Here is a 25576-nt window from a genome sequence, read left to right as displayed (position 1 = left end):
GCCGCCCGCGGCGCGCCGCCCGGAAAGCGGGCGGCCGCAGTGGGATTAGCTGGGTGCCACCCGTCCCGAATCCCGGGAGTGCCGCAGGCCGCCCCCGATCCGCCCGACCGGGTCGGCTGAGGTTCCGCAGGACGACTGGACGGAGGCGCGCGGTGGCGAAGCTCGCAGGTCAACTGGTGGAGGCCCTGGAAGGGCTGTTGGGGGTCCCGGTACCGCTGCGGGTCCAGGCCTGGGACGGCAGCGTCGCAGGGCCTCCGGGCGCGCCCACCGTGGTCCTGCGCAACCGTCGGGCGCTGCGCCGGCTGATCTGGCGGCCGGACGAACTGGGCCTGGCCCGGGCCTACGTCGCGGGGGACCTCGAGCTCGCCCCCGGTACCGACCTGTACGAGACGCTCTCCGCCGTCGCCCGCTTCGCCGAGCGGCCGGAGATCCGCACCCTGGCCTTCGGCCCGCGGGACGTGGTCGGCGCCAGGGGCCGCCGGGTGCTCGCCGCCGTGCTGCGGGCCGGCGCGGTCGGCCTGGAACCCGAGCCGCCCCGCGAGGAGGTCCGCAGGGCCGCGGGACGCCTGCACAGCCGCAGCCGGGACCGCGCGGCCATCAGCCACCACTACGACGTCGGGAACGACTTCTACCGGATCGTGCTGGGCTCCTCGATGGTCTACTCGTGCGCCTACTGGACGCCGGAGGCGAAGAGCCTGGAGGCCGCCCAGGAGGCCAAGCTCGACCTGATCTGCCGCAAGCTCGGCCTGCGCCCGGGGATGCGCCTGCTGGACGTCGGCTGCGGCTGGGGCTCACTGCTGCTGCACGCGGCGAAGCACTACGGGGTCACCGCGGTCGGCGTCTCCATCTCCCGGGAGCAGGTCGCGCTGGCCCGCGCCCGGGTCGAGGAGGCCGGCCTGTCCGACCGGGTCGAGGTCCGGCTGCAGGACTACCGGGAGATCGCCGACGGGCCCTTCGACGCGATCTCCAGCGTCGGGATGGCCGAGCACGTCGGCGCCGAGCAGTACCGGGTCTACGCCGAGGGCCTGTACCGGCTGCTGGTGCCCGGCGGCCGGCTGCTCAACCACCAGATCGCCCGCCGCCCCGACCTCCCCGGTGAACAGCACCGCCCCAGCCCCTTCATCGACCGCTTCGTCTTCCCGGACGGCGAGCTCTCCCCCGTCGGTTCCACCGTGGCGCGGCTGGAGGAGGCCGGCTTCGAGGTCCGGGACGTCGAGTCGCTGCGCGAGCACTACGGGCTGACCCTGCGCGAGTGGGTGGCCAACCTGGAGGCGCACTGGACGGAGGCGGTCCGGCTGGTCGGCCGCGGCCGGGCCCGGGTCTGGCGGCTGTACATGGCGGCCTCCGCGCTCGCCTTCGAGCAGAACCGGATCGGGATCAACCAGGTCCTCGCCGTCCGCAGCACCGAGGAGGGCTCGGCGGGCCTGCCGCCGACCCGCGAGGAGTGGCTGCTGCGGCCCTCCGCCGGTGCGCCGGGGCTGGTCGCGAGGGGTGCCGCCGCGGCCCCGGCCGAGCCGGATTTGGGAGATCGGCCGTCGGTCCGCTAATCTTTCAGTGCGGCAAGGGCCTATAGCTCAGACGGTTAGAGCGCTTCCCTGATAAGGAAGAGGCCACAGGTTCAAGTCCTGTTAGGCCCACAACCGCGAAGGGCCCGGAGTGATCCACTCCGGGCCCTTCGACTCTTTCGAGATCGGGCGGGGCCGTGGAGCGGCCGGGATCCGGTACGATCTCTGTTCGGTGAGGGCCTATAGCTCAGACGGTTAGAGCGCTTCCCTGATAAGGAAGAGGCCACAGGTTCAAGTCCTGTTAGGCCCACCTCCCCGAAGGGCCCGGAGTGATCCACTCCGGGCCCTTCGGCGTTTCCCGCCGCTCTTCCCGCCGCTTTTCCCGCCGCCGGACCGGGAACCGTGCGCCCGTCCCGACGGTTCCCCGGGGAAACACGGTGGAGGGTTGGTGACGGCATGGCGGTGTTGTGGGCGATGAGCATCCCCGGACTGGTCTGCGCCCTGGCGGTGCTGGCGGTGCTCGACCAGCTGGCACTGAGGGCGGGCCGCGCCCGCTGGGTGCCCTGGCGGGGGACCGGTCGGGAGGGGCAGATCTCGGCTACCGGGTTCGAGCAGCTGCACGCGCAGTTCGCCGCGGGAAAGCAGCACGAGCTGGACGAACGCGGCAGCACGCTGATGCTGCGGGACGAGGAGGGCGAGGGGGCGCCGCCGCGGACCAGGGTGGACCTGGCGGGCGGCACGGCCGTGGTGGTGGTGCCGGACCGCCCGGCGAACGGCCCCGCGGCCGGGGCGGTGCGGGGCCCGGGGGGCGGGGCCTGACCCGTGGGCGCGGCGGACGGTCCGGGGGCGGCCGGACCGCCCGCCAGGAGGTGCGGCGTCAATCCCGGGACCGGACCGCCGGGTTGGCCGTACCGGTGGCTGGTCACGATTGGGACACCGGTGTGTATCATCGGCCGCAAGGGCAGTCTGGCACTCGGCAGCCCGTTCGCGCTCGAAACACAACTGGACTCGTCGGCCCGGTCAGTCAGGCCGGATCCGGCTCTTGAGTCCATCAACGCAAGAAGGACGAGGTCCCGCGGTGAAGAAGCTTCTCCTGGTCGCCCTGGTCGCCCTCGGCGGCTTCTTTGTCTACCGTCAGGTCCAGGCGGACCGCGCCGAGCAGGACCTGTGGACCGAGGCCACCGACCCGGTTCCGGCCGGTCGCTGAGCCCCCGGCGATCTGACGATCGACGAACTCCGGAGGCGCCCGTCGGCGCCTCCCGGGCCGGCCGGCCCGGTCGACGAACCGGACCGGCCGACCCCATGGAACAGCACCGTTCCAGGGGGACGGCGCTGGGAATCGCGCCGGAAACCGGTACGCTAGTGCCCGTTGGCACGCGCGCGGTGCCGTCGAGGGGCATTAGCTCAGTTGGTAGAGCGCTGCCTTTGCAAGGCAGATGTCAGGAGTTCGAGTCTCCTATGCTCCACAATTCACGGCAGTAGCCGATCGGCCGTCGACCAGGATCCTGGTCGACGGCCGATCGGCGTTTCCGGGCGGTCTCCGCACGGTCAGCGCGGCCCGGGGCCGTCCTCGGCGGCGGGGCCGTCGTTCTCGCCGACCGGGGCCCCGTCCGTGCTCTCGGCGCCGGCGTCCGGGCCGGAGCCGTTCACCGGCGCGGACGCGGCGTGCGCGCCGGTGGGCCGGGGCTCCTGCGGTGCCGGGGGCTCGACCAGCCACTCCGGGTTGCTGTGCCGGCGCCACCACTGCCAGGCCACGATGCCGCCGCCGATCGCCAGCAGACCGGCCACGGCCAGGCCGGTGGCCAGGCGGTTGCAGTCCTTCTTCCTGGCGTTCCGGGCGGCCAGCTCGCTGATCTCGGCCGAGCTGACGTTGCCCTGGAGGGCGGTCAGCGCGGCGGCGCCGCGGGTCTGGGCCTCGTGGGCGACCGGGCCGACGGTGGCGCGGGCCTCCTCGACCGCCTGGGCGACCCTGGGGGCCACGTTGGTGCGGGCCTGGTCCGCGGCCCGGGCGGCGGACAGGCGGGCCGCCAGAGCGGCCTCCTGGGCCCGGTGGAGGGCCTTCAGGACGTTCTGCTGGGCCTCCGGCGGCAGGCTGGCGAAGGCATGGCCGAATTGCGGGGCGAGATGCCTGTCGTACTGGATGCGGAGGTTGTGGGCGGCCAGCGCGGCCTTCGGGCCCAAGGCGTCCAAGGCGGGGCCGAGGCGCTGCTTGGCGCCGTCCGCGAAGTGTGCGGCGGTGTCCCGGGTCCTGGTGGCCGTCTCTCGGGCCGAATCCGAAAAGCTCACGAGTCTCTCTCCTCCTGGGTGGCGTCCTATATGCACATATCCACCTGAATGCTGATCATGCATCCTGATTTGTCCGACGGCAGGTCGGGGTGGGCCGTTCGCGGGCCCCGCGGGGTGGCGGGCGGGCGCGGGGCGGCGACGGGCGGCGACGGGCGGGGGCGGAGGGGCGGGCGGTACCCGGTCCCGTGCGGCGGGCGGGCGGTTGTGGGGGAGCCGGTCCGGGAGCGGGCACGCGGCAGTAGGCTGGCGGTTTCGGAGGTCGTGTACGGGAAGGGGACTCCGCTGATGCTCCCGGACGAGCCGCGGCCGTCGGCCGATCGGTCCCCGGAGACCGGTCCGCCCGGCTGCTACCGGCACCCGCGGACCCCCACCGGGGTCTCCTGCGCCCGCTGCGAGCGGCCGATCTGCCCGCAGTGCATGGTGACCGCCTCGGTGGGCTTCCAGTGCCCGGAGTGCGTCGGCGACGGCCACGCCGGGACGCGTCGGGCGACCACCCGGTTCGGCGGCGCCCTGGCCGCCGACGGCGGGCTGGTCACCCGGGTGCTGATCGGCCTCAACGTCGTGGTCTGGGTGCTGGCGGCCTACGTGCTCACCCCGCGGCTGGGCCAGACCTGGTCGCTGTTCAGCGCGGGGCGGGACATCCTCGGCGGCCCCGCGGGCATCGCCGACGGTCCGGACCAGTGGTACCGGCTGCTGACCGCCACCTTCCTGCACCTGGAGTGGTGGCACGTCGGGATGAACATGCTGGTGCTGTTCTGGCTCGGCCCGACGCTGGAGGAGGCGCTCGGCCGGCTGCGCTTCCTGGCCCTGTACCTGGTCTCCGGGCTGGGCGGCAGCACCTTCGCCTTCCTGGTGGCCGGCGACTGGATGAACTCGGTGGGCGCCTCCGGGGCGGTCTTCGGGCTGATCGGCGCCACGATCGTGCTCCAGCTGCGGAACAGGGGCCCGCTCGGCCCGGCGATGGCGTTCCTGGTCTTCAACCTGGTCGTCACCTTCTCCCGCCCGGGCATCGACTGGCGGGCGCACGTCGGCGGGCTGGTGCTCGGCGCGCTGACCGCGGCCGGCCTGATGTACGCCCCGCGCGAGCGTCGCGGCCCGGTCCAGGCGCTGGCGGTGGCGGGCGCGGTGGCGGTCGAGGCGGGGATGCTGCTGACCGGGATGGCCCTCTACGGGGCCTGACCGCCCGGACGTTTGTCCACAGCGGGTGCGGGGTTGTGCACAGGCTGTGCGGCCACCCGGTTGCGGACTGCTGTTCTACGCGTGTCCTGCTGTGCGGTTTTCTCGTTTCCGGGGAGTTGTGCACAGCTGTGCACGGCCCCGCCCGGGAAAGTTATCCACAGGCTGGGGAGACTTTTCCCCAGTGTGGATAACCATGTGGATAAGCACGCCAGTCCGATCGTGGGGACAAACGACCGGATTCCCGACCGGTTCCGGGCACGCCTGACCGCCGCCCCGGGACGAGCGATCCGGAGCGGCGGGAAACGGCTCGAATCAGAGCCTCAGGACGGGCGGGCCGTCACTTCCACTGGGTGGAGACGCCGAACCCTGCGGCGATGAAGCCGAAGCCGACCAGGATGTTCCAGTTCCGCCAGCTCTCGACCGGGTAGGTGCCGCTCGTCACGTAGTAGGTGACGATCCACACCAGGCCGATCAGGAACAGCGCCAGCATCAGTGGGGCGACCCAACTGCGGCCCGAACTGATCTTCACCGCAGCCGTCGTCGGCGGGGTGTAGTCGGACTTCTTGCGGAGTCGAGACTTCGGCACGAGGAGCTCTCCTGTCGATGCGCTGTGAGACCGCGCAGGGTGCAGCGGGTGGAATCGGCTGCGGTCGGCCGTGGAGAACGTCCTGGGGACCGCTCCGCCACATGCCACCGGCGTCCGTTAGCGTAGTGGCTCGGCGGGTCTTGAGGAGATAAGGGTACGGTGACTAATTTGTCGATTCCCCCTGAGTCGGCCCCTACCCGCCGTTCCGGCACCCGAATTGTCGGACGTGCCCTGACCTGCGCCGTCTTCGCGCTCGCCGGTCTGCTCTTCTACATCAGCGCGCAGACCGCCCGCGGCACCGACCTGCGGACCGACAACTCGCTGCTCAGCCTCGGCGACGTGGTCCGCCAGCGCAGCGCGCAGAACCAGCAGGCGCAGTCCCAGCTCGCCGACCTCCAGGCCCGCGCCCAGCAGCTCACCGAGCAGCAGGGCCACGACCCCGCCGACACCGCGCAGCTGGACGGCCTGCGCTCCGACGCCGCGCTGGAGCCGCTCCAGGGCGGCGGCCTGACCGTCACCCTCAACGACGCCCCGCCGAACGCCACCGCGCGCATCCCGGGGGTGCCCGAGCCCCGCGTCAACGACCTGGTCATCCACCAGCAGGACATCCAGGCCGTGGTCAACGCGCTGTGGCGGGGCGGCGCCGAGGGCGTGCAGGTGATGGACCAGCGCCTGATCTCCACCAGCGCCGTCCGCTGCGTCGGCAACACCCTGCTCCTCCAGGGCCGGGTCTACTCCCCGCCGTACGTGGTCAAGGCGGTGGGCCGGACCGACGCCCTGCATTCGGCCGTCGACGCGGACCCGACGATCCGCAAGTACCTCCAGTACGTCCAGGCGTACGGGCTGGGCTGGAAGGTCCAGGAGAGCGGCGAGCTGAACCTGCCCGGCTACTCCGGCACCACCGAGCTGCGGTCGGCGGGCGGGCAGCAGTAGCGGACCGGCCCCGCGGCCGTGCACGGCGGGTCTACTCTTTAACCCAGTCCGCTACGTCGAGGGAGCACCATGTACGGCTGGATCTGGCGTCACCTCCCGGGGAACACCCTGGTCCGGGCCGTCATTTCGCTGCTCCTCGTCCTGGGGATCGTCTACCTCCTCTTCACCTACGTCTTCCCGTGGGCGGAACCGCTGCTCCCCTTCGGCGACGTCACAGTGGACGGCGGCGACGGCGCCGCGACCGGCTGAGCCGGCGGGCCCGGCACTCCCTTCCCGCACCGCACCCCACGGAGACCACGCGCGCATGACGACCCGGACGACCCCGCCCCGCATCCTGGTGGTGGACAACTACGACAGCTTCGTCTTCAACCTGGTCCAGTACCTGTACCAGCTCGGCGCCACCTGCGAGGTGGTGCGCAACGACGAGGTGACCGTCGAGCACGCCGTCCGCCGCGCCGGCGAGGAGGGCTTCGACGGAGTGCTGCTCTCCCCCGGGCCCGGCGCCCCCGAGGAGGCCGGGGTCTGCATCGAGATGGTGCACCACTGCGCGCGGATCGGGCTGCCGGTGTTCGGCGTCTGCCTGGGCCTCCAGTCGATCGCGGCCGCGTACGGCGCGGTGGTCGGCCGGGCGCCCGAGCTGCTGCACGGCAAGACCTCGCCGGTCGAGCACGAGGACGGCGGGGTCTTCGAGGGCCTGCCCTCGCCGCTGACCGCGACCCGCTACCACTCGCTCGCGGTCGAGCCGGCCACCGTGCCGGCCGAGCTGGTGGTCACCGCGCGCACCGGGAGCGGCGTGATCATGGGCCTGAGGCACCGTGAACTGCCCGTCGAGGGCGTGCAGTTCCACCCCGAGTCGGTGCTCACCGAGGGCGGGCACCGGATGCTCGCCAACTGGCTCGCGGAGTGCGGCTTCCCGCAGGCGGTCGACCGGTCGGCCGGGCTCGCCCCGGTGATCGGCCGGGGCTGACCGGCGTGACCGCGCTGCGTCCGGAGCGGCGCTTCCAGCCGGAGGCGGACCCGTACGGCACCGTGCAGCAGTACGGCGGGCCCGGGTACCCGGGCCAGGAGGACGGCACCGGCGGTGCGCCCCACGGGCAGCACCCGGGACAGACCGTGCCCGAGGACGCCTGGGGCGTCTACGAGCAGGCCCAGGAGCCCCTGGTGGACGGGCCCGAGTACCCCTGGCTGCCCGACCAGACCCTCCAGCTGCGGCTGCCCCCGGACCTCGGCGCGCCGGCCGCCGAACCGGCCCCCACCGGCGGCCGGGCCGAGCGCCGCCGCGCCGCCCAGGGCCGCACCTCGCTGCGCTCCGGCAACGGCCGGCGCCGGGCGGGCGGCCGTGCCGCCGGGCGGGTGCGTCCCAAGGAGTCCCTGCTCGTGGTGGCCGCCCGGGGCGTCGGCGAGCTGTGCATAACGCTCGGCGTGGTGATGCTGCTCTTCGTGGCGTACCAGCTCTGGTGGACCAACGTGCAGGCCGACGAGGCCGCCGACGGGGCCCGCAACAAGCTGGAGCAGCAGTTCAACGCGGTCGCCCCGCCCGTCCAGCCGGGCCAACCGGCCCCGGACCCGAACAAGCCCGAGGTGTTCGAGCCCGGCAAGGGCTTCGCCATCATCTACCTGCCCAAGCTGGGGCTGAAGTTCCCGATCGCCGAGGGCACCTCCAAGTCGGGGGTGCTCGACAACGGCCTGGTCGGCCACTACAGCGGCACCGGCATGCCGGGCGACAAGGCGGGCAACTTCGCGCTGGCGGCCCACCGCAACACCCACGGCGAGCCGTTCCGGTACATCAACCAGCTCGGCAAGGGCGACAAGATCGTGGTGGAGACCGCCGCCGGGTACTACACCTACGAGGTCACCGGGGGCATCCCGGAGACCTCCCCGAACAACGTGAGCGTCATCAAGCCGGTGCCGAACGGCGCCGGGTACACCGGTCCCGGCCGCTACATCACGCTGACGACGTGCACCCCGGAGTTCACCTCCAAGTTCCGTCTCATCGTCTTTGGCAAGATGATCGAGGAACGGCCGCGTGCCCAGGGCAAGCCGGCCGCGATCACGGGCGGGTAGCCGCCCGGCCGCCCGGCCCGGAGGGGGAACACCGCAGATGCAGGACGAGACCGCGCAGTCGGCCGAACCGGCGCAGGAGGCCTTCCCCCCGCCCGAGCCGCGGGCGGGGCGGGGCCGGATCCGGGCGCTGGCCGCGCTCGGCGTCTTCGGCGAGCTGTTGATCACCCTGGGCCTGGTGCTCGGCCTGTTCGTGGCCTACTCGCTGTGGTGGACCAACGTGCAGGCGGACCGCTCGGCCTCGGCGGCCGCGGACCGGCTGCGCGGCAGCTGGGCCGCGGGCCCGAACCCCGGCCCCCCGGCCGCCCCCGGCGGTGCCCCGGCCCCCGGCGCGTCCGGTGCCCCCGGCGCCGCGCCCACGGCCGCGCCGAAGCAGTTCGCGGTCGGGGACGACGTCGGCTTCCTGCACGTCCCGGCGATGGGCAGGGACTTCCAGGTGCTGATCCGGCTGGGCACCTCCACCGAGGTCCTGGACGACGGCGTGGCGGGCGTGTACGAGCAGCCGTACAAGGCCGCGATGCCCTGGGACCAGGAGGGCAACTTCGCGCTGGCCGCCCACCGGGACGGCCACGGCGCCAAGTTCCACGACCTGGACGCCGTCCACCAGGGCGACGCGGTCGTGGTCGAGACCCAGGACAAGTGGTACGTCTACAAGGTCGACAGCACCCTGGCGGAGACGTCCAAGTACGACACCGGCATCGTGGCGCCCGTCCCGGCCCGCTCCGGCTACGCCGGGCCCGGCCGCTACATCACCCTGACCACCTGCACGCCGGTGTACACCTCGCGCTACCGGATGGCCGTCTGGGGCAGCCTGGTGCGGGTCGACGACATGGACGCCAAGCGCACCCCGCCGCCGGAGCTGCGGCGCCCCTGAGGCCCCTCACAGGCGTCCTCGGGACCTCCCGAGGACCCTTCCGGGGCCGGGTACGGAACGCCCGAGGGCCCGCCGCAAGCGTTGCGGCGGGCCCTCGGGCGTGCTCCGTGCTGCTGGTCCCCCGGTTCAGCCGAACCAGGGGAATATCGGAGGCTTAGTGGTCCCCTTTGGGGGGTGCGGTGGTGGGGTCGCCCCCTTTGGGCGGCTCGGCCGCCTTGGTGTACAGCTGGATCTGGGTGTTCGGGTCGACCGCGGTGCCGGCCGGCGGGTTGGTCTGCTGCACCGTCGCGTTCGGGTCCGAAGGGCCGCTGACCACGATGTAGGTCAGGCCGAGCTTCTGCAGCTGGGGCCCGACGTCGCTCAGCTTGACGTTCTGCAGCGGCGGGACCTGCGGCTTGTCCTGCGCCTTGAAGACGGTCAGCGCGATCTTGGTGTTGGCCGGGGCCTTGGTGTTGGCCGGGACCGACTGGAAGGAGACGGTGTTGACCTTGCTCGGGTCGGGGGCCGGCGCGGTCTTCGAGGCGTCCACCTGGAAGCCGAGGCCCTGGAGGGTGGCCACCGCGTCCTCCTTCTGGGCGCCGACCACGTTCGGCACGTTCACCTTGGCCTTGCCCTGCGACACGGTCAGCTTGATCGCGGCGCTCGGGTCGACGGCCGCGTTGGCCGCCGGGTCCTGGGCGGTGACGGTGTCCTGCGCGGCGTTGTCGTCGTCCTTGTACTCGGTGGTGACGTTGGTGAAGCCGAGGTCGGCGAGCGCCTTGACGGCCTGGTCCTTGGGCTTGCCGACCACGCCGGGGACCTGCGCCTTGGCCGGGCCCGAGGAGACCTGCACCGTGATGGTGGACGTCTCCGCGACCTGGGTGCCCGGCGTCGGGGTCTGGGTGCAGACCTGGTCCTTCTTGACGTTGGTGTCCGGGCAGGCGATCTTGTCGCCCTCGGTCACCACGAGCTTGGGGCCGGTCCCGGCGGCGGCCGTCTTGGCCTCGGCCAGGGTCTTGCCGACCAGGTTCGGGGCGGTGACCTTCGCGGGCTCCTTGGTGCCCTTGTCGCCGAACATCGCCTGGGCGACGAAGAAGGTGCCGACCAGGACCAGCACGGCGGCCACCGCCAGCACGACCCAGGAGGTGTTGCTCTTCTTCGGCGGGTCCTCGCCCCGCCGGCCGCCGCCGCGGCCGTAGCCGTCGTCGTAGCCGTCGTTGCCGCCGCCCGCGGCGCCGGCGTAGTTCTGGCCGTAGCCGTCGTCCTGGTAGCCGCCCTGCTGCCCGTAGCCGGGCTGCCCGGAGGCCTGCGGCAGGACGGTGGTCGGGCCGCCGCCGGGCTGCTGCGGCAGCACGTTGGTCTGCCCGTACGGGTCGTGCTGCTGCGGGTAGCCGTTCTGGTCGTAGCCGTACCCGGCCGCGCCCATGCCGTACGCGGCCTGCTGGGCGGCGGCCACCGGCAGGCCGTCGAGGAAGCGCTCGATGTCGTCGCGCATCTCGTCGGCGGTCTGGTAGCGGTAGTCGCGGTCCTTGGCGAGCGCCTTCAGCACGATCGCGTCGACCTCGGGGCGCACCTCGGGGTCGAAGACGGACGGCGGCTGCGGCTCCTCCCGGACGTGCTGGTAGGCCACCGCGACCGGCGAGTCGCCGACGAACGGCGGGCGCACGGTCAGCAGCTCGTAGAGCAGGCAGCCGGTGGAGTAGAGGTCGGAGCGGGCGTCGACCTGCTCGCCCTTGGCCTGCTCGGGGGAGAGGTACTGGGCGGTGCCGATGACGGCCGAGGTCTGCGTCATGGTCATACCGGCGTCACCCATCGCACGGGCGATGCCGAAGTCCATGACCTTGACGTTGCCCTGCCGGGTCAGCATCACGTTGGCCGGCTTGATGTCGCGGTGCACGATGCCGGCCCGGTGCGAGTACTCCAGGGCCTGGAGGATGCCGATGGTCATCTCCAGGGCGCGCTCGGGCAGCAGCCGGCGGCCGGAGTGCAGCAGCTCGCGCAGCGTGGACCCCTCGACGTACTCCATCACGATGTACGGGATGGAGATGCCGTCGATGTAGTCCTCGCCGGTGTCGTACACGGCGACGATCGCGGGATGGTTCAGGGACGCGGCCGACTGCGCCTCGCGGCGGAAGCGGGCCTGGAACGACGGATCCCGGGCCATGTCGGCCCGGAGCGTCTTCACTGCGACGGAGCGGCCGAGTCGGGTGTCATGGGCGAGGTACACCTCGGCCATGCCGCCGCGTCCTAGGACGCCGCCGAGCTCGTACCTGCCGCCGAGGCGACGAGGCTCTTCCATAGTTCAGACCCTCTCCCTCACCCGCCGGTGAGGTTGTGACGTAGGTGTCCCCGCACGCTCTGGGTGACGCCGCGCGGTCCGCGACCGGTTCTCCGGCCGAGCCGTGCGGTGCCTCGCGGGCGGCAACGGGCACACCCGCTGCTGGCGGATACGCTACCGGTCGCACCGCACCGGACCGGAGTCAGCCGTCGGCCGATATCAGACCGGTATCCGGACGGGGCCGGCGATCGTGACGTTCCCCTCACCTCGGATCCACGCTCCTACTTGCCGAGAGCGGCCTGCATCACCGCCTTGGCGATCGGGGCCGCGAGCCGGCCGCCGCTGATGCCGTCGCGGTTCTGGGAACCGTCCTCGACCACCACCGCGACCGCGACCGACTGGCCGTCCGCGGTCTTGGCCCAGGAGGTGAACCAGGCGAAGGGCAGCCCCGCGTTGTCCTCGCCGTGCTGCGCGGTGCCGGTCTTGCCGCCGACCTGGAGGCCGGGGATCTTGGCGTTGGTGCCGGTGCCGTTCTCGACCACCGAGACCATCAGGTCCTGCATCTTCTGCGCGGTGGCCGGGCTCATCGCCTGGGAGAACTGCTTCTCGGTGTGCTTGGAGACGGTGGTCAGGGTGGCCGAGCGCTCCTGGTCGACCAGGTACGGCTGCATCAGGCTGCCGTTGTTGGCGATGGCGGCGGAGACCATGGCCATCTGGAGCGGGGTGGCGCGGGTGTCGTGCTGGCCGATCGAGTCCTGGGCGGTGCCGTCCAGGCTCGGGCTGTCCGGGAAGACGCTCTTCTCGGACCGGACCGGGGTGTCGATCGTGCTGTTGAATCCGAACTTCTCGGCCTGCGCGCGCATCCGCTCCTTGCCCAGGTCCGCGCCCATCTTGGCGAAGACCGTGTTGCAGGACTGGTCCATCCCGGACTTGACGGTCGCGTTCTCGCAGCGCTCGTTCGGGCTCTCGTTCTTCAGCTGGGTGGTGGTGTTCGGCAGGATGTACGGCTCGGGCGTGTCCGTGGCGTCGTCGATGCTCTGGTAGCGGCCGTTCTCGAACGCCGCGGTCGCGGTGACCAGCTTGAAGGTCGAGCCGGGCGGATAGGTCTCCTTCAGCGCCCGGTTGAGCATCGGCTTGTTCGGGTCCGCGTTGAGGTCCGTCCACGCCTTGGTGTCGGCGGCCTCGCCGCCGGCGAAGGTGCCGGGGTCGTAGGACGGGGTGGAGACCAGCCCGAGGATCGCGCCGGTCTTCGGGTCGAGTGCGACCACCGCGCCCTTCTTGTTGCCCATGGCGTCGAAGGCCGCCTTCTGGACCTTGGCGTTGATGGTGGTGACGACGTCGCCGCCGCGCTTCTGCTCGCCGGTCAGCATGTCCAGGGTGTTGCGGAAGAACAGCCGGTCGTCCGTCCCGGAGAGGATGCCGTCCTCCAGGTTCTCCAGCTGGTTGGAGCCGTAGGCCTGGGAGGAGTAGCCGGTCACCGGGGCGTACATCGGGCCGTCGACCCAGGAGCGCTTGTACTTGTAGCGCAGGCCGTCGACGAAGTCCGACTTCGTGACCGGCTGGCCGCTGACGATGATGTTGCCGCGCGGGTGGGCGTAGCGGTCGTACAGCTGGCGCTTGTTGTTCTTGTTGGTGGCCCAGGACTCGGCCTGGACGCCCTGCACCCAGTTGGTGCGCACCATCAGGGCCAGGATCAGGACGAGGCAGAAGATCGAGACCCGGCGGATCGGCTTGTTCATCGGGCGGGTCCTCCCTGGCCCTCGGTGGCGGCCGGGGCCGGTTCGGCCCCGGGCCGGCGGGCGCTGTCGCTGATCTTCAGCAGGATCGCGACCAGCGCCCAGTTGGCGACCACGGACGAACCGCCCTGGGCGAGGAACGGCATGGTCATACCGGTGAGCGGGATCAGCCCGGTGACACCGCCGGCCACGACGAACACCTGGATCGCCATCGCCGAGGAGAGGCCGACGGCGAACAGCTTGCCGAACGGGTCGCGGGCGGCGAGCGCGGTGCGCAGGCCGCGCTGCACCAGCAGCGCGTACAGCAGGAAGATCGCCATCAGGCCGGTCAGTCCGAGCTCCTCGCCGAAGGAGCCCAGGATGAAGTCGCTCTTGGCCGCGAAGGCGATCAGCCAGGAGCGGCCCTGGCCGAGGCCGGAGCCGGTGACCCCGCCCGAGCCGAGCGCCATCAGCGACTGGCCGATCTGCTCGGTGGCGCCCTTCGGCGGGTTCGCGCTGAAGGCGGCCATCGGGTCGAGCCAGGCGTCGATGCGGACCTTCACGTGGCTGGCGGTCGAGGCGACCGCGACGGCGCCGCCGACCGACATCAGCAGGCCGAACAGGATCCAGCTGGTCCGCTCGGTGGCGACGTAGAGCATCACCACGAACAGGCCGAAGAACAGGAAGGACGTGCCCAGGTCGTTCTCGAAGATCAGGATCAGCAGGCTGAGCAGCCAGATCACGACGATCGGGCCGAGGTCGCGGCCGCGCGGCAGGTACAGGCCCATGAACCGGCGGCTGGCCAGCGCCAGGGCGTCCCGCTTGACCATCAGGTAGCCGGCGAAGAACACCGTCAGGACGATCTTGGCGAACTCGCCCGGCTGGATGGAGAAGCTGCCCATCCGGATCCAGATCTTGGCGCCGAAGTCCTCCGCCCGGGACGGGAAGAAGGCCGGCGCGGCGAGCAGCACCAGGGCCACCACCATCGAGATGTAGGTGTAGCGCTGCAGCACCCGGTGGTCCTTCAGCAGCACCATCACCCCGATGAAGCCGGCGATCCCGAGGGCCGACCACATCAGCTGGTTCTCGGCCGCCGGGTAGTTGCCCCTGAGCAGTTTGCCCGCCTTGTCGAGCCGCCAGATCATCACCACCCCGAGCCCGTTCAGCAGGGTGGCGATCGGCAGCATCAGCGGGTCCGCGTACGGCGCGAAGCGGCGCACCAGCAGGTGCGCGACCACCGCCAGGGCGCCCATGCCGAGCCCGTAGCCGAGCATGCCGGTGGGCAGCTTGCCGTCCATCGCGAGGCCGACGTTGGCGTACGCGAGGACCGGCACCAGCACCGCGAAGACCAGCAGGGCCAGCTCGGTGTTGCGCCGGTTGGGCGTCTCCTGCGGGGAGATCGTGGTGTTGCCCCGGCGGCGGGGGACGGCACGTTCAGCCGCCCGGCGCCGGCCGGACCGGGTGGTTTCTTCGCTCAGGTCGTAGCTGCTCACGTGGTGACCGCTCCCTGACGGCCGGCAAGCCCGCTCGGGGCGGACCTATGTCGGATCACGGACGTCACTGCTTCGGGCAGGAGTTGGCCCGGCTGAGTTCCTCGTCCGTCAGCGGAGCCTGGTCGCCCTGCGCGCCGGCCACCGGAGGGGTGGTGTTCGGCGCCGGGGCGGGTGCCCCCGGAGCGGTCGGCGTCGGCGTGCCCGAGGGCGAGGTGGTCGGTGTCGCCGCGGCCGGGCCGCGGTTCTTCTCGGTCGGGGTGGGCGTGGTGGCCAGGTACGCGGCCTGCACCGCCTGGGTGGCCGGCGGGGCGGCCGGGGCGGTCGCCCTCGCCGCCCGCTGGCAGAGCTGGACCCAGCCGTCGAGCTCGTTGACCGTGGACTGGGCGTCCTTCATGCTGCCGACCGAGATGGTCTTCTTCACGTGGACCTGCTGGTCCTCGGGCAGCCACTTCAGCTGGATCTTGCTGTACGAGGAGTGCACCGAGGACAGGCTCAGACCGGCCAGGTTCTGGTTGATGCCCTGGTAGATCGCGACGTGGTCGTCCTGGGTGCCGACGTAGTACTGGTCCTGGGTCCACCGGTAGCCGAACCAGCCGGCGCCGCCGAGCAGGCCGAGCGTGACCAGGACGGCCAGCGAGACGGTCAGGCCCTTGCGCTTGCGCTTCGCGGGCCGCTCCTCGTCGAAGTCCTCGGTGCCGTACACCGAGGGCTCGCCGGAGCCGTACTCGCCCTCGTACCCCTCGGCGGGGCCGAAGCCGCCGTGCGCGGCGCCGTAGCCCTCCTGGTAGCCCTCGGCCGGGCCGAAGGCGCCCTGCGGGCCGCGGCCGAGGCCGGCGGCGCGGCCGGCCGGGGTGTCCGCGATCGAGCGGTCGGCGGCGGCCGAGGACGGCGGGGCGTCGGCGACCGCGCCGACCACCACCGGGACGTCGTTGAACTGGCCGCTCATGGTGTCCGTGGCGCCGACGTCGATGACGTCCGCCACGATGCAGGTGATGTTGTCCGGACCGCCGCCGCGCAGCGCGAGCTGGATCAGCTCCTGCACGGTCTGCTCGGGCGCGTAGTAGCTGCCGAGGGTGTCCTGGAGGGTCTGGTGGCTGACCGGGCCGGAGAGGCCGTCGGAGCAGATCAGGTAGCGGTCGCCGGCCCGGACCTCGCGGATCGACAGGTCGGGCTCGACCTGGCCGCGGCCGTCCAGGGCCCGCATCAGCAGCGAGCGCTGCGGGTGGGTCTCGGCCTCCTCGGGCGTGATCCGGCCCTCGTCGACCAGGCGCTGCACCCAGGTGTGGTCCTGGGTGATCTGCACCAGGGAGCCGTCGCGCAGCAGGTAGGCGCGGGAGTCGCCGACGTGCACCAGGCCCATCCGCTGACCCGTCCACAGCATGGCGGTCAGGGTGCAACCCATGCCCTCCAGCTGCGGGTCCTCCTCGACCATCAGCCGGAGCCGGTCGTTGGCGCCCTGGACGGCGTCGCCCAGCAGGGTCAGCAGGTCGGCGCCCGGCACGTCCTCGTCCAGCCGGACGATCGAGCCGAGCACCTCGGAGGACGCGACCTCGCCGGCCGCGGCACCGCCCATGCCGTCGGCCACGGCCAGCAGCCGCGGCCCGGCGTAGCCGGAGTCCTCGTTCCCCTCCCGGATCAGTCCCTTGTGGGAGCCGGCGGCGAAGCGCAGCACCAGGGTCATGCGACCTGTGCCCCCCTCTGGGTCATGGACGGGATGCTGTCCCTCATGCGCCAACTACTTCCGCAGTTCGATGACGGTCCTGCCGATACGGATCGGCATGCCCGGCTGGAGCGGGGTGGGCGCGGTCAGGCGCTGCCGGTCCAGATAGGTGCCGTTGGTGGAGCCTAGATCCTCGACCGTCCACTGCCCAGTCTGATCCGGATAGATCCTGGCATGCCGGGAGGACGCGTAGTCGTCGTCCAGCACGATGGTGGAGTCGTGCGCGCGGCCGAGCGTGATGGTCTGGCCCTGGAGCGCCACCGTGGTGCCGGCCAGCGAGCCCTGCACCACGACGAGCTGGGTCGGACCGCCGCGACGGCGCCCCCCGCCGCCCTGGGTCTGGCCCGCCGCGGGGCCGGCCTGGGCCGGTGCCGCGGCGCGCGCGGCGGTGGCGGCGGTCGCGGTGGCGGCGCCGCCGGCGGCCGTGGCGTTCGTGCCGCGACGGGAGGACCGCGGGTTCACCTTGGTGCCGAACAGGTCGCTGCGGATCACCTGGATCGCGACGATGACGAACAGCCACAGCACGGCCAGGAAGCCCAGCCGCATGACCGTGAGGGTCAGTTCTGACATGGCCGTCCCGCCAGTCGGTGAGCGAGGCGCGCGAACAATTCGGACACTACCCTTCGACCTGCCGGTAGACGATGGTGGTGGAGCCCACGACGATTCGAGAGCCGTCGCGGAGCGTAGCGCGCTGGGTGTGCTGTCCGTCCACCACGATGCCGTTGGTGGACCCCAGGTCGAGCACCATCGAGGGCGTGCCGGGCCGGATCTCGGCGTGCTTGCGGGAGACCCCGGGGTCGTCGATCCGCACGTCCGCCTCGGTCGACCGGCCGAGCACGCAGGCCGAGCCGGTGATCTGGTGCCGGGCGCCGTTCACCTCGACCCAGCGGCGCATCCCGGCGCCGCCGTGGCCGGCGCCGGGGAAGGCCCGGACGTTGCCGCCGGCGGGCGCGGGCGGGCCGGGGGGCATCGCGGGGGGCGCGGCCGGCGGCGGGGGCGCGCTGTACTGGCCGGCGCCGGGCTGCTGCCACGGTGCGCCGGGGGCGGGAGCGGCCGGCGGACGGTCGTAGCCCGGCTGCGGCGGCGCGTACTGCTGCTGCGGGGGCTCCTCGGCCGCGAGGGTGCGGCTGCGCACCCGGTACAGCCCGGTGTCCAGGTCGTCGGCCTTCTCCAGGTTCACCTGGAGCGGACCCATGAACGTGTACCGCTGGGCCTCCGCGTACTCGCGGACCATGCCGGCCAGCTCGGTGCCGAGCTGCCCGGAGTAGGGGCTGAGCCGCTCGTGGTCGTGCGGGCTCAGCTCGACGATGAAGTCGTTCGGCACGACGGTGCGGTCGCGGTTCCAGATGCTCGCGTTGTTGTCGCACTCGCGCTGCAGCGCTCCGGCGATCTCCACGGGCTGGACCTCGGACTTGAACACCTTGGCGAAGGTGCCGTTGACGAGACCCTCGAGCCGCTGCTCGAACTTCTTCAGCACTCCCATGGGGCACCCCCTTCCAGGGTTCGTTCGCCTGCCTGCCGGCCGGATCCCGCCCGGGACCCGGTCGCGCCTCCTACTTGCGGTACTTCCGTACTGATCGTATCCACGCCGGGCCCTTCCGTACGGTTCCCGGACCGTGTGGTGCCCGGGGGTGGGCTCGGACACACAGGGTGACGCATTTCGGGTACGGCACGCCAGGTGCGCCCGCCGGATCGCCCTTCCGGAAGTCGTACGGGCGTTCGTCGGGCATTGGTTCGGGTGTCACCGGGGTCCCCGGACAACGGATTCGGAGCAGCCCCCCAGGTCGTGCTAATGTTTTCCATGTCGGAAGGGCCGCCCGAAAGGGAGGCCGGTCCAAGGAAGTGCGAAGTACCGATGGTACCGAGCGCCCTGGAAGATCGGTCGGCAACGAGGACAACACCCATGCGCGGGTGGCGGAATAGGCAGACGCGCTGGATTCAGGTTCCAGTGCCCGAAAGGGCGTGGGGGTTCAACTCCCCCCTCGCGCACAGCGAAGCCCCGCAGATCTACGGATCTGCGGGGCTTTTTTGTCGTCCGCTCCCCGCCCGACGGCCGCCGGCACCGGTGCCCTCGCCGGGCCGGGGCGGATCAGCCGCGGCTGGCCGGGAGTTCGGCGCGGACCTCGAAGCCGCCGTCCGGGGTCGGCCCGGCGGTGAGGGTGCCGCCCAGCAGCTGGGCGCGCTCGCGCAGGCCGACGAGCCCGTGGCCGCCGCCCGGCAGCGTCTCGGTGGGGTGCACCGGAGGCGCGTCGTTGCGGACCTCGACCCGCAGCCGGCGGCCCTTCGCCCGGACCCGCACGTGCACCGCCGCCTCCGGGGCGTACTTGGTGATGTTGGTGAGCGCCTCCTGGACGGTGCGGTAGGCGGCCCGTTCGACCGCCTCCGGCCACGGGCGGTCGCCGGGGACCAGCTCGGAGTCGGCGGTCAGGCCGCTCTCCTCGATCAGCCGGGGCAGGTCGGCCAGCCGGGGCTGCGGGGCGAGCGGGGCGTCCGGCAGCCCGCCGGTGCCGCGCAGCACCCCGACCATCTGGCGCAGCTCGTCCAGGGTCCGCACGGACAGCTCGCGGATGGTGCGGGCGGCGGTCACGGCCGCCGGGTCGGGGCTGCTCACCTGGAGCGCTCCGGCCTGGATGCTGATCAGGCTGACCTGGTGCGAGACCACGTCGTGCATCTCCCGGGCCAGCCGGCCGCGCTCGCTGATCAGCACCCGCTCGGCCAGCAGCCGGCTCTCCCGCTCCTGGCCGCGGGTCAGCTCGTCCAGGCGGGCGGCCAGCTCCCGCCGGGTGCGGGCGAGCAGACCGGTGGCGGCCGGGCCGGCCGCCAGCATCACGGCCTGGATGGCGTCCAGCGCGGTGGCGCGGCTGAGGTCGAGGACGCCCTCGGGCAGCGGCCAGTGGAAGAACTCGACCAGGGCGAACAGGACGCCGCAGGGGATCACGATCCGGGGGCGGGGGCGCTCGGCGGCCACCGAGTAGACGGCCGTGATCGGGGCCAGCCAGATCTCGTCCACGAAGCTGCCCGGCATGGTGAGCAGCAGCACGGTCACCGGGAAGCGCCGTCGCCAGAACAGGGCGACGGCGGCCAGCGTGGACAGCGCCACCTGCCACCAGGCGGCCTCCCGGGCCACCAGGGCGGCGTCCAGCAGGGAGTAGAGGACGGGCAGCAGCAGCATCAGCCAGGGGGCGGTGCACCAGGCCGGCAGCCGTCTGGACGGCAGTTGGTCGGCGGTCGTCATGCCCCGTCGCCGGGCTTGGGCCGGACCAGCCCGGCCCGGTGGGCCAGGACGGCGGCCTGGACCCGGTTGGCGGCGCCGAGCTTGCCGAGGATCGCGCTGATGTGGTCCTTGACCGTGCCGGTGCCGAGGAAGAGCCGGTCGGCGATCTCGGCGTTGGACAGGCCCTCGCCGAGCAGCGCGAGCACGTCGAGCTCGCGGCCGGTGAGGGTGCGGGCGAGCGCGGTGGCCTCGGCGTCCGGGCCGCCGCCGTCCACGTAGCCGCCGATCACGGTGCGGGTGACGGTCGGGGAGAGGATGTTGCCGCCGGCCGCGAGCACCCGGACGGCGTGCACCAGCTGCTCGGGGGCGGTGTCCTTGAGCAGGAACCCGGCCGCGCCGGCCCGCAGCGCGGTGCCGATGTACTCGTCGGTGTCGAAGGTGGTGAGCATCGCCACGGCGGGCGGTTCGGGCAGGGCGCGCAGGCGGCGCAGCACCGAGATGCCGTCGAGGTCGGGCATCCGGATGTCGAGCAGCACCACGTGCGGGCGAAGCCGCTGGACGTGTTCCTCGGCCTGTCCGCCGGAGCAGTCGCCGACCACCTCCAGGTCGTCGGCGGAGCCGACGATCAGGCCCAGGCCGGAGCGGACCAGGATCTCGTCGTCGACGATCAGCACGCGGGTGGTGGTGATGGTGCCTCCTCGGTTCGGGCGGCCGGGTCGGGGCGGTCCGCGTGGGTCGTTCCGAGAGTAGGGGTTGTGCGAGTGGGGTGCCGAACGCCGGGGGCTGATCACCCCCGCCGTTCGGCGGGGGTGGGAATCCGCTACCCGGTTCACGCAATTCTCAGGTTCGGTGGGGAAACATGGAGTTGGCTGACCCTTTTCCGGCCGCATCCTCCAATCGGGCGGTCGGCCGGGTGAGGTCGCCGGTCAGTCCGTCGGGCCCGAGCGGGCGCCCGGCGCCGGGCCGTTTGCGGATGCGCCCCATCATCTGATCGTTTGGAATTGAGCTGTGTCGTCCACTGTGAAGTCGGAGCCGTCCGCCACGTCCCACGGACCCCGGCCCGGCGACGTGCTGGACCGCTGGCGTCCGAGGGCCGCCGCGGCCTCCGTCTGGTACCTGCGGCTGATCGCGCTGCTGAACGTGGCGACGGTGCTCCTGGTGCCCTTCCGCGACCAGGTCTACGAGCACAACGAGGGCGAGTACTTCACCCCGTACCTGATGACCGCGGGCCTGGCCAGCGCGGTGCTGTCGGTGTTCCTCGCGATCGCGATGCGGCGGCGCAAGCGGGCCGCGTGGATCTTCAACACGGCGCTCGGCGGGATGTTCGCGCTGCTGTACCTGGCGGCCATGCTGGTGCCGGACGAGCGCTTCGACTCCCACCCGCTCAACTACATCTCCACCGTCCTGACCTGCCTGTTCGTGCTGGCGCTGCTGATCGGGCGCAAGGAGTTCACGTCCAAGGGCGACAGCTCCAACCCGAAGACCGCGGCGGCCACCTTCGTCGCCGGGCTGGCGTTCGGCGGCGGGGTGGGCGCGCTGCTGGTCTGGCTGACCAACGAGCTGTCCGGCGCCGGCTTCTGGGACCTGTTCCGCTACTCGGTCGGCCGGATGATCACGATCACCCCGTCCGAGCACCTGCGCTCGGTGATCGCCGCGCCGACCTGGGTGAACGCCGCGATCAACGCGATGGGCGCGGTGCTCTTCCTGCTGGTGCTGTACGTGGCCTTCCGCAGCCCGCGCGGCAAGGAACTGCTCACCGCCGAGGACGAGGCGCAGCTGCGCGGCCTGCTGGACAAGCAGGGCGAGCGGGACTCGCTCGGCTACTTCGCGCTGCGCCGGGACAAGGCGGTGATCTTCTCCCCCAGCGGCAAGGCGGCGGTCACCTACCGGGTGATCGGCGGCGTCTCGCTCGCCTCGGGCGACCCGATCGGCGACCCGGAGGCCTGGCCGGGCGCGATCGACGCCTGGCTGTCCGAGGCCCGTGAGCACGCCTGGGCGCCGGCCGTGATGGGCGCCTCCGAGGAGGCCGGGGTGATCTACGCCCGGCACGGGCTGGACGCGCTGGAGCTGGGCGACGAGGCGATCGTCGAGCTGGACGAGTTCTCGCTGGACGGCCGCGCGATGCGGGTGGTCCGGCAGGCCTACAACCGGGTCAAGCGGGCCGGGTACACGGTGCGGATCCGCCGCCACGAGGACATCTCGGAGGAGGAGATGGCCGAGCTGGTGGCCAAGGCCGACGAGTGGCGCGACGGGGCCACCGAGCGCGGCTTCTCGATGGCCCTCGGCCGGCTCGGGGACCCGGGCGACGGCCGCTGCGTGATGCTGGAGTGCCACGACGGCGACGGCGAGCTCAAGGCGCTGCTCAGCTTCGTGCCGTGGGGCCCGGACGGACTCTCGCTGGACCTGATGCGCCGGGCCCGGGACACCGAGAACGGCCTGATGGAGTTCATGGTCATCGAGCTGCTGCAGCGCGCCGAGGAGGTCGGGCTGAAGCGGGTCTCGCTGAACTTCGCGATGTTCCGCTCGGTCTTCGAACGCGGTTCGCGCCTGGGCGCCGGCCCGGTGCTGCGGCTGTGGCGTTCGGTCCTGGGATTCTTCTCGCGCTGGTGGCAGATCGAGTCGCTGTACCGCGCCAATGCCAAGTACCGGCCGATCTGGGAACCGCGCTACCTGCTCTTCGAGAAGAGCAGCGAGATTCCGCGGATCGGCATCGCGAGCGCGCGCGCCGAGGGTTTCATCGTCGCGCCGAGCCTGCCCGCCCTGTTCCGCCGCCGGCACGCCCGGGCCGCCGTGGTGGCGCCCCGGGTCCCGGTCGCGGCCCGGGACGGGAAGGGGTAGCCCTCCGTCGGGGGGCGGAGGGGGCCGGTCGGTCGAAATGGGGGGCCGATGGGGGGATTGCCTCCCCCCAGAGGATGACCCCGCTCCACATCCGTGCCGATGTGGCTTTGTTAAGAGGCTTCTAATGTTGGAGTAGTCGAGAGTTCGGGGATTCGGAGAAAGTTGTGATTCACAGGACCCACGCGGGGGGCGTGCGAAAGGGGCCGCTGGCAATCGCCGGATCGGCCGCTGTCGCCGAGTGGGGAACGTTGTTCGCGACGGTCCGGGACGCGGTGGTGCGAAAGAAGTTCGCCGCCGTTCCGCTGGCCACGGTCGCGACGTTTCTGATCCTGCTGTTCAGCATCGTCCAGCACCTGCCGGGCGGAGAGCGTTTCGTCAACAACATCGGGGTGGTGCGGGCGGCGCTGCCGCTGGACGTCTCGCTGCTGCGGACCCCGCTCTCGCTGTACGTGCCGGCGCTGGACCTTCCGGTCTGGGGGGCGCTGGCCCAGGTCTTCGTGGTCTTCGCGATCGCCGAGATCGTGCTCGGCCGGCGGATGACCCTGGTGGTCGCCTACACCTGCACCCTGGCGGGCACGCTGTTCGCCCGGGTCGGCGTGGCGATCGGCCCGCACCACCTGTTCGGCTTCCCGAAGTGGGTCGCCTACGTGCGGGACACCGGGCCCTCGGCCGCGGTGGTGGCGCTGGCGATCTGCATCGCGTTCCGCTGCCGGGCCTGGTTCACCGGCGGCCTGGTGGTGGCGGTGATGATCGGCGAGGCGGTGGTGCTGCCGAACCTGGCCGGCCTGGAGCACATGGTCGCGGTGGTCACCGCGCTGCTGATCGCCGTCTCGGTCGAGGTCTTCGGGGACTTCTGGCCGAGGGTGCTGGCCGGGGTCGGCGCCGCCGCCTCGGTGGCCGCGGCCGCCTCGCGGGAGGTCGCGGTGGAGGCCCGGCGGCGCCGCTCGGCGGGCGCCGTCATCCCCTGACGGGTGCCGACGACGTTCCACCGGCCGCGTACGGGTGCCCGTACGCGGCCGTTCGGCGTCCGGCGGCCGTCGGCGCGGCCGTCAGGCGTGCGGGAGCGGGAGCTCGAACCAGACGACCTTGCCCACCGCCTTGCGGGCGGTGCCCCAGCGTTCGGCGAGCTTGGTGACCAGGGTGAGGCCGCGACCGGTCTCGCCGAGCTGCTCGGCCGGCTCCAGCGAGGGCAGGTTGTGGTTGTCGTCGCTGACCTCGACGAGCAGTTTGTCCACCCGGATCAGCTGGAGCTTCACGGTGTCCCGGGCGACCCGGACGGCGTTCGTCACCAGTTCGCTGACCAGCAGTTCGGTGGTGTCGCTGAGCGCCTCCAGGTGCCAGCCGGCCAGCTGCTCGCGCACCAGCGAGCGGGCCCGGCCGACCTCGCGGTGGTCCACGGTGAGGTCCCAGGTCGCCACCTCGGACGGGGCGACCCCGTCGAAGCGGGCCACCAGCAGGGCGACGTCGTCCTTGCGGTCGTCCGAGTGCAGCCGTCGCAGCACCTCGTCGCAGGCCTGTTCGGGGCTCTGCCGGGGGTCGATCAGGTTGCCGCAGAGCGCGGCCAGGCCGGCCCCTATGTCCCCGCCCCGGACCTCGACCAGGCCGTCGGTGCAGAGCACCAGCATCGAGCCGTCCGAGACGTCGATGGTCTTGGCGACGAACGGCACCCCGCCGACGCCGATCGGCGCGCCGGCCGGGATCTCCAGCAGCTCGCCGCTGCCGTCCGGGTGCACCAGGACCGGCGGGACGTGGCCGGCGCTGGCCAGCTCGCAGGTCCGGTTGATCGGGTCGTAGACCGCGTACAGGCAGGTCGCGAGGTGGTCGTCGCCGAGCTTGTGGGCCAGGTTGTCCAGGTGGCGCAGCAACTGGCCGGGCGGCAGGTCCAGGGCGGCGAGGGTCTGCATGGCGGTGCGGAAGCGGCCCATCGCGGCCGCCGAGTGCAGGCCGTGGCCCATCACGTCGCCGACCACCAGGGCGACCCGGCTGCCGGGCAGCTGGATCGCGTCGAACCAGTCGCCGCCGACCTCGGCCTTGGGGTCGCCGGGCAGGTAGCGGTGGGCGATCTGCACGCCGGGGATCTGCGGCGGGCGGGTCGGGATCATCGAGCGCTGCAGGGTGGTGGCGACCCGCGCCTCGGCGCGGTGCAGCCGGGCGTTGTCCAGCGACAGCGCGGCGCGGGCGGCCAGCTCCTTGAAGGTCGCGGCGTCGCCCTCGTCGAAGGGGGCGCGGTCCGGCAGCCGCAGCAGCTTGAGGATGCCGAGCACGGTGCCGCGGGCGGAGAGCGGGACGACCAGCATCGAGCGGCCGGTGACCACCGGGGCCAGCCGGGCGCCGCCGAGCGCGATCGCGTAGTCGACCGCCACGTCCGGGCTGACCACCGGGACCAGCACCGGCTGGTTCAGCTGCAGGGCCATCCCGGGCGGGGTGCGGCGGGGCATGCTGACCAGCGAGCCCTCGGAGAGCACGTGGTCCCAGGCGCCGCCGGTCTCGTTGTAGACCAGGGCGACCCGGCGCAGCATGGTGTCGTCGTCCGGGCGGGCGGCGGGCAGCTCGGAGTCCGAGATCAGCCCGTCCACCAGGTCCACGCAGGCGAAGTCGGCGATCCGGGGGACCAGCACCTGGCACAGCTCGTGGGCGGTGAAGCCGAGGTCGAGCGTGGTGCCGACCTTGCCGCCGACCTCGTTCAGCAGGGCCAGCTGTTCGCCGGCCTGCCCGTTGGTGAGGAAGGGGCCGAGCCGTCCGGCGGGCGGGCCCTCCCCGGCCGCGGGCGCGGGGACCGGGACGGTGGCGGGCGGGGCCTGGTCGGTGCGCGGCAACGGATGGCCGTTGGCGGGGGGTTCGACGGCGGTGTACTCGATGGCGGGGGCTCCTGCGGTGGGCGGGGGTGCCTCCCGGCCGGAGGCGGGGGGAGGGAC

The 25576-nt window shown here is 72.4% G+C and carries 22 protein-coding genes and 4 tRNA genes; 15 read left to right on the top strand and 11 right to left on the bottom strand.

Translation table 11 applies throughout. The features are described 5' to 3' along the window. The first annotated feature begins 152 nt into the window (after window positions 1-152). The 6 genes from ACFVGO_RS28925 (at window position 153) to ACFVGO_RS28900 (ending at window position 2971) form a co-directional block, all read left to right on the top strand. Window positions 153-1547 (top strand): cyclopropane-fatty-acyl-phospholipid synthase family protein, encoded by a 1395-nt coding sequence (locus ACFVGO_RS28925; RefSeq protein ID WP_359906982.1) that lies wholly within the window; start codon window positions 153-155, stop codon window positions 1545-1547. Between the two features lie 16 nt (window positions 1548-1563). Continuing rightward, a tRNA-Ile gene (locus ACFVGO_RS28920) sits at window positions 1564-1637 on the top strand. A gap of 104 nt (window positions 1638-1741) precedes the next feature. Then, window positions 1742-1815: transfer RNA gene (locus tag ACFVGO_RS28915), tRNA-Ile, on the top strand. Between the two features lie 164 nt (window positions 1816-1979). After that, on the top strand, window positions 1980-2324 hold the full coding sequence (locus tag ACFVGO_RS28910) for a DUF6191 domain-containing protein (protein ID WP_359906979.1): 345 nt from the start codon (window positions 1980-1982) through the stop codon (window positions 2322-2324). A 259-nt stretch (window positions 2325-2583) separates the two neighbouring features. Beyond that, the gene (locus ACFVGO_RS28905; RefSeq protein ID WP_014137031.1) at window positions 2584-2712 is read left to right on the top strand and encodes a DLW-39 family protein; all 129 of its coding nucleotides are present in this window, start codon (window positions 2584-2586) and stop codon (window positions 2710-2712) included. A 186-nt stretch (window positions 2713-2898) separates the two neighbouring features. Beyond that, window positions 2899-2971 (top strand) — tRNA-Ala (locus ACFVGO_RS28900). Between the two features lie 82 nt (window positions 2972-3053). On the opposite strand, the gene ACFVGO_RS28895 is transcribed toward ACFVGO_RS28900, so the two are convergent. After that, a complete protein-coding gene (locus tag ACFVGO_RS28895; RefSeq protein ID WP_359912228.1) occupies window positions 3054-3791 on the bottom strand; it encodes a DUF5324 family protein in 738 nt (245 codons plus the stop codon). Between the two features lie 285 nt (window positions 3792-4076). On the opposite strand from ACFVGO_RS28895, the gene ACFVGO_RS28890 reads away from it, so the two are divergent. After that, window positions 4077-4970, top strand: a complete 894-nt coding sequence (locus ACFVGO_RS28890; RefSeq protein WP_359912225.1) for a rhomboid family intramembrane serine protease — start codon at window positions 4077-4079, stop codon at window positions 4968-4970. 337 nt (window positions 4971-5307) lie between these two features. Here ACFVGO_RS28890 and crgA read toward each other — a convergent pair whose 3' ends face one another. Continuing rightward, the gene (crgA, locus tag ACFVGO_RS28885) at window positions 5308-5556 is read right to left on the bottom strand and encodes a cell division protein CrgA (protein ID WP_224283164.1); all 249 of its coding nucleotides are present in this window, start codon (window positions 5554-5556) and stop codon (window positions 5308-5310) included. A 168-nt stretch (window positions 5557-5724) separates the two neighbouring features. Between crgA and ACFVGO_RS28880 the strand changes: the two genes are divergently transcribed. The 5 genes from ACFVGO_RS28880 to ACFVGO_RS28860 all read left to right on the top strand — a co-directional run bounded on the left by ACFVGO_RS28880 (window position 5725) and on the right by ACFVGO_RS28860 (window position 9424). Further along, window positions 5725-6489, top strand: a complete 765-nt coding sequence (locus ACFVGO_RS28880) for a DUF881 domain-containing protein (RefSeq protein ID WP_380357458.1) — start codon at window positions 5725-5727, stop codon at window positions 6487-6489. A gap of 69 nt (window positions 6490-6558) precedes the next feature. Further along, window positions 6559-6738, top strand: a complete 180-nt coding sequence (locus tag ACFVGO_RS28875) for a hypothetical protein (protein WP_049656795.1) — start codon at window positions 6559-6561, stop codon at window positions 6736-6738. A gap of 55 nt (window positions 6739-6793) precedes the next feature. Then, on the top strand, window positions 6794-7456 hold the full coding sequence (locus tag ACFVGO_RS28870; protein WP_380634955.1) for an aminodeoxychorismate/anthranilate synthase component II: 663 nt from the start codon (window positions 6794-6796) through the stop codon (window positions 7454-7456). A 5-nt stretch (window positions 7457-7461) separates the two neighbouring features. Next, window positions 7462-8553 (top strand): class E sortase, encoded by a 1092-nt coding sequence (locus ACFVGO_RS28865; protein WP_359912216.1) that lies wholly within the window; start codon window positions 7462-7464, stop codon window positions 8551-8553. Between the two features lie 37 nt (window positions 8554-8590). Continuing rightward, the gene (locus tag ACFVGO_RS28860) at window positions 8591-9424 is read left to right on the top strand and encodes a class E sortase (protein ID WP_359912214.1); all 834 of its coding nucleotides are present in this window, start codon (window positions 8591-8593) and stop codon (window positions 9422-9424) included. Window positions 9425-9578: 154 nt separating this feature from the next. Here the strand turns inward: ACFVGO_RS28860 and pknB are convergent, their stop codons facing one another. The 6 genes from pknB to ACFVGO_RS28830 all read right to left on the bottom strand — a co-directional run bounded on the left by pknB (window position 9579) and on the right by ACFVGO_RS28830 (window position 18092). Then, window positions 9579-11702 carry a Stk1 family PASTA domain-containing Ser/Thr kinase gene (gene pknB, locus ACFVGO_RS28855; protein ID WP_380634952.1) on the bottom strand — a complete coding sequence of 708 codons (2124 nt, stop codon included), beginning with the start codon at window positions 11700-11702 and terminating at the stop codon, window positions 9579-9581. 260 nt (window positions 11703-11962) lie between these two features. Continuing rightward, complete coding sequence (locus tag ACFVGO_RS28850) at window positions 11963-13420, bottom strand: penicillin-binding protein 2 (RefSeq protein WP_359912208.1); 1458 nt, start codon at window positions 13418-13420, stop codon at window positions 11963-11965. Then, on the bottom strand, window positions 13417-14796 hold the full coding sequence (locus ACFVGO_RS28845; protein WP_359912237.1) for an FtsW/RodA/SpoVE family cell cycle protein: 1380 nt from the start codon (window positions 14794-14796) through the stop codon (window positions 13417-13419). Before ACFVGO_RS28845 ends, ACFVGO_RS28850 begins: the two co-directional genes overlap by 4 nt. A 157-nt stretch (window positions 14797-14953) precedes the next feature. Further along, on the bottom strand, window positions 14954-16570 hold the full coding sequence (locus ACFVGO_RS28840; protein WP_359912205.1) for a protein phosphatase 2C domain-containing protein: 1617 nt from the start codon (window positions 16568-16570) through the stop codon (window positions 14954-14956). Window positions 16571-16624: 54 nt separating this feature from the next. Beyond that, window positions 16625-17179 carry an FHA domain-containing protein gene (locus ACFVGO_RS28835; RefSeq protein WP_359912202.1) on the bottom strand — a complete coding sequence of 185 codons (555 nt, stop codon included), beginning with the start codon at window positions 17177-17179 and terminating at the stop codon, window positions 16625-16627. Window positions 17180-17225: 46 nt separating this feature from the next. Continuing rightward, entirely contained in the window at window positions 17226-18092 is an 867-nt protein-coding gene (locus ACFVGO_RS28830) for a DUF3662 and FHA domain-containing protein (protein ID WP_359912199.1), read from the bottom strand. A gap of 422 nt (window positions 18093-18514) precedes the next feature. On the opposite strand from ACFVGO_RS28830, the gene ACFVGO_RS28825 reads away from it, so the two are divergent. Beyond that, a tRNA-Leu gene (locus ACFVGO_RS28825) sits at window positions 18515-18598 on the top strand. A gap of 100 nt (window positions 18599-18698) precedes the next feature. On the opposite strand, the gene ACFVGO_RS28820 is transcribed toward ACFVGO_RS28825, so the two are convergent. Further along, the gene (locus ACFVGO_RS28820; RefSeq protein WP_359912196.1) at window positions 18699-19844 is read right to left on the bottom strand and encodes a histidine kinase; all 1146 of its coding nucleotides are present in this window, start codon (window positions 19842-19844) and stop codon (window positions 18699-18701) included. Beyond that, window positions 19841-20491: a response regulator transcription factor gene (locus tag ACFVGO_RS28815; protein ID WP_359912234.1), complete on the bottom strand. Its 651-nt coding sequence runs from the start codon at window positions 20489-20491 to the stop codon at window positions 19841-19843. The genes ACFVGO_RS28820 and ACFVGO_RS28815 overlap by 4 nt, the downstream gene beginning before the upstream one ends. 340 nt (window positions 20492-20831) lie before the next feature. Between ACFVGO_RS28815 and ACFVGO_RS28810 the strand changes: the two genes are divergently transcribed. Both ACFVGO_RS28810 and ACFVGO_RS28805 read left to right on the top strand, forming a co-directional pair. After that, window positions 20832-22661: a phosphatidylglycerol lysyltransferase domain-containing protein gene (locus ACFVGO_RS28810; protein WP_380357471.1), complete on the top strand. Its 1830-nt coding sequence runs from the start codon at window positions 20832-20834 to the stop codon at window positions 22659-22661. A 275-nt stretch (window positions 22662-22936) separates the two neighbouring features. Continuing rightward, entirely contained in the window at window positions 22937-23629 is a 693-nt protein-coding gene (locus ACFVGO_RS28805) for a hypothetical protein (RefSeq protein WP_359912193.1), read from the top strand. 81 nt (window positions 23630-23710) lie between these two features. On the opposite strand, the gene ACFVGO_RS28800 is transcribed toward ACFVGO_RS28805, so the two are convergent. After that, the coding region (locus tag ACFVGO_RS28800) for a SpoIIE family protein phosphatase (protein ID WP_380634947.1) at window positions 23711-25576 on the bottom strand (1866 nt) is incomplete at its 5' end.

Source organism: Kitasatospora sp. NPDC057738, from assembly GCF_042798815.1.
GTDB classification, from domain to species: domain Bacteria; phylum Actinomycetota; class Actinomycetes; order Streptomycetales; family Streptomycetaceae; genus Kitasatospora; species Kitasatospora lactacystinica.
The sequence above is the reverse complement of the archived record's forward strand: the minus strand, read 5'-3'. Positions and strand labels throughout refer to the sequence as shown.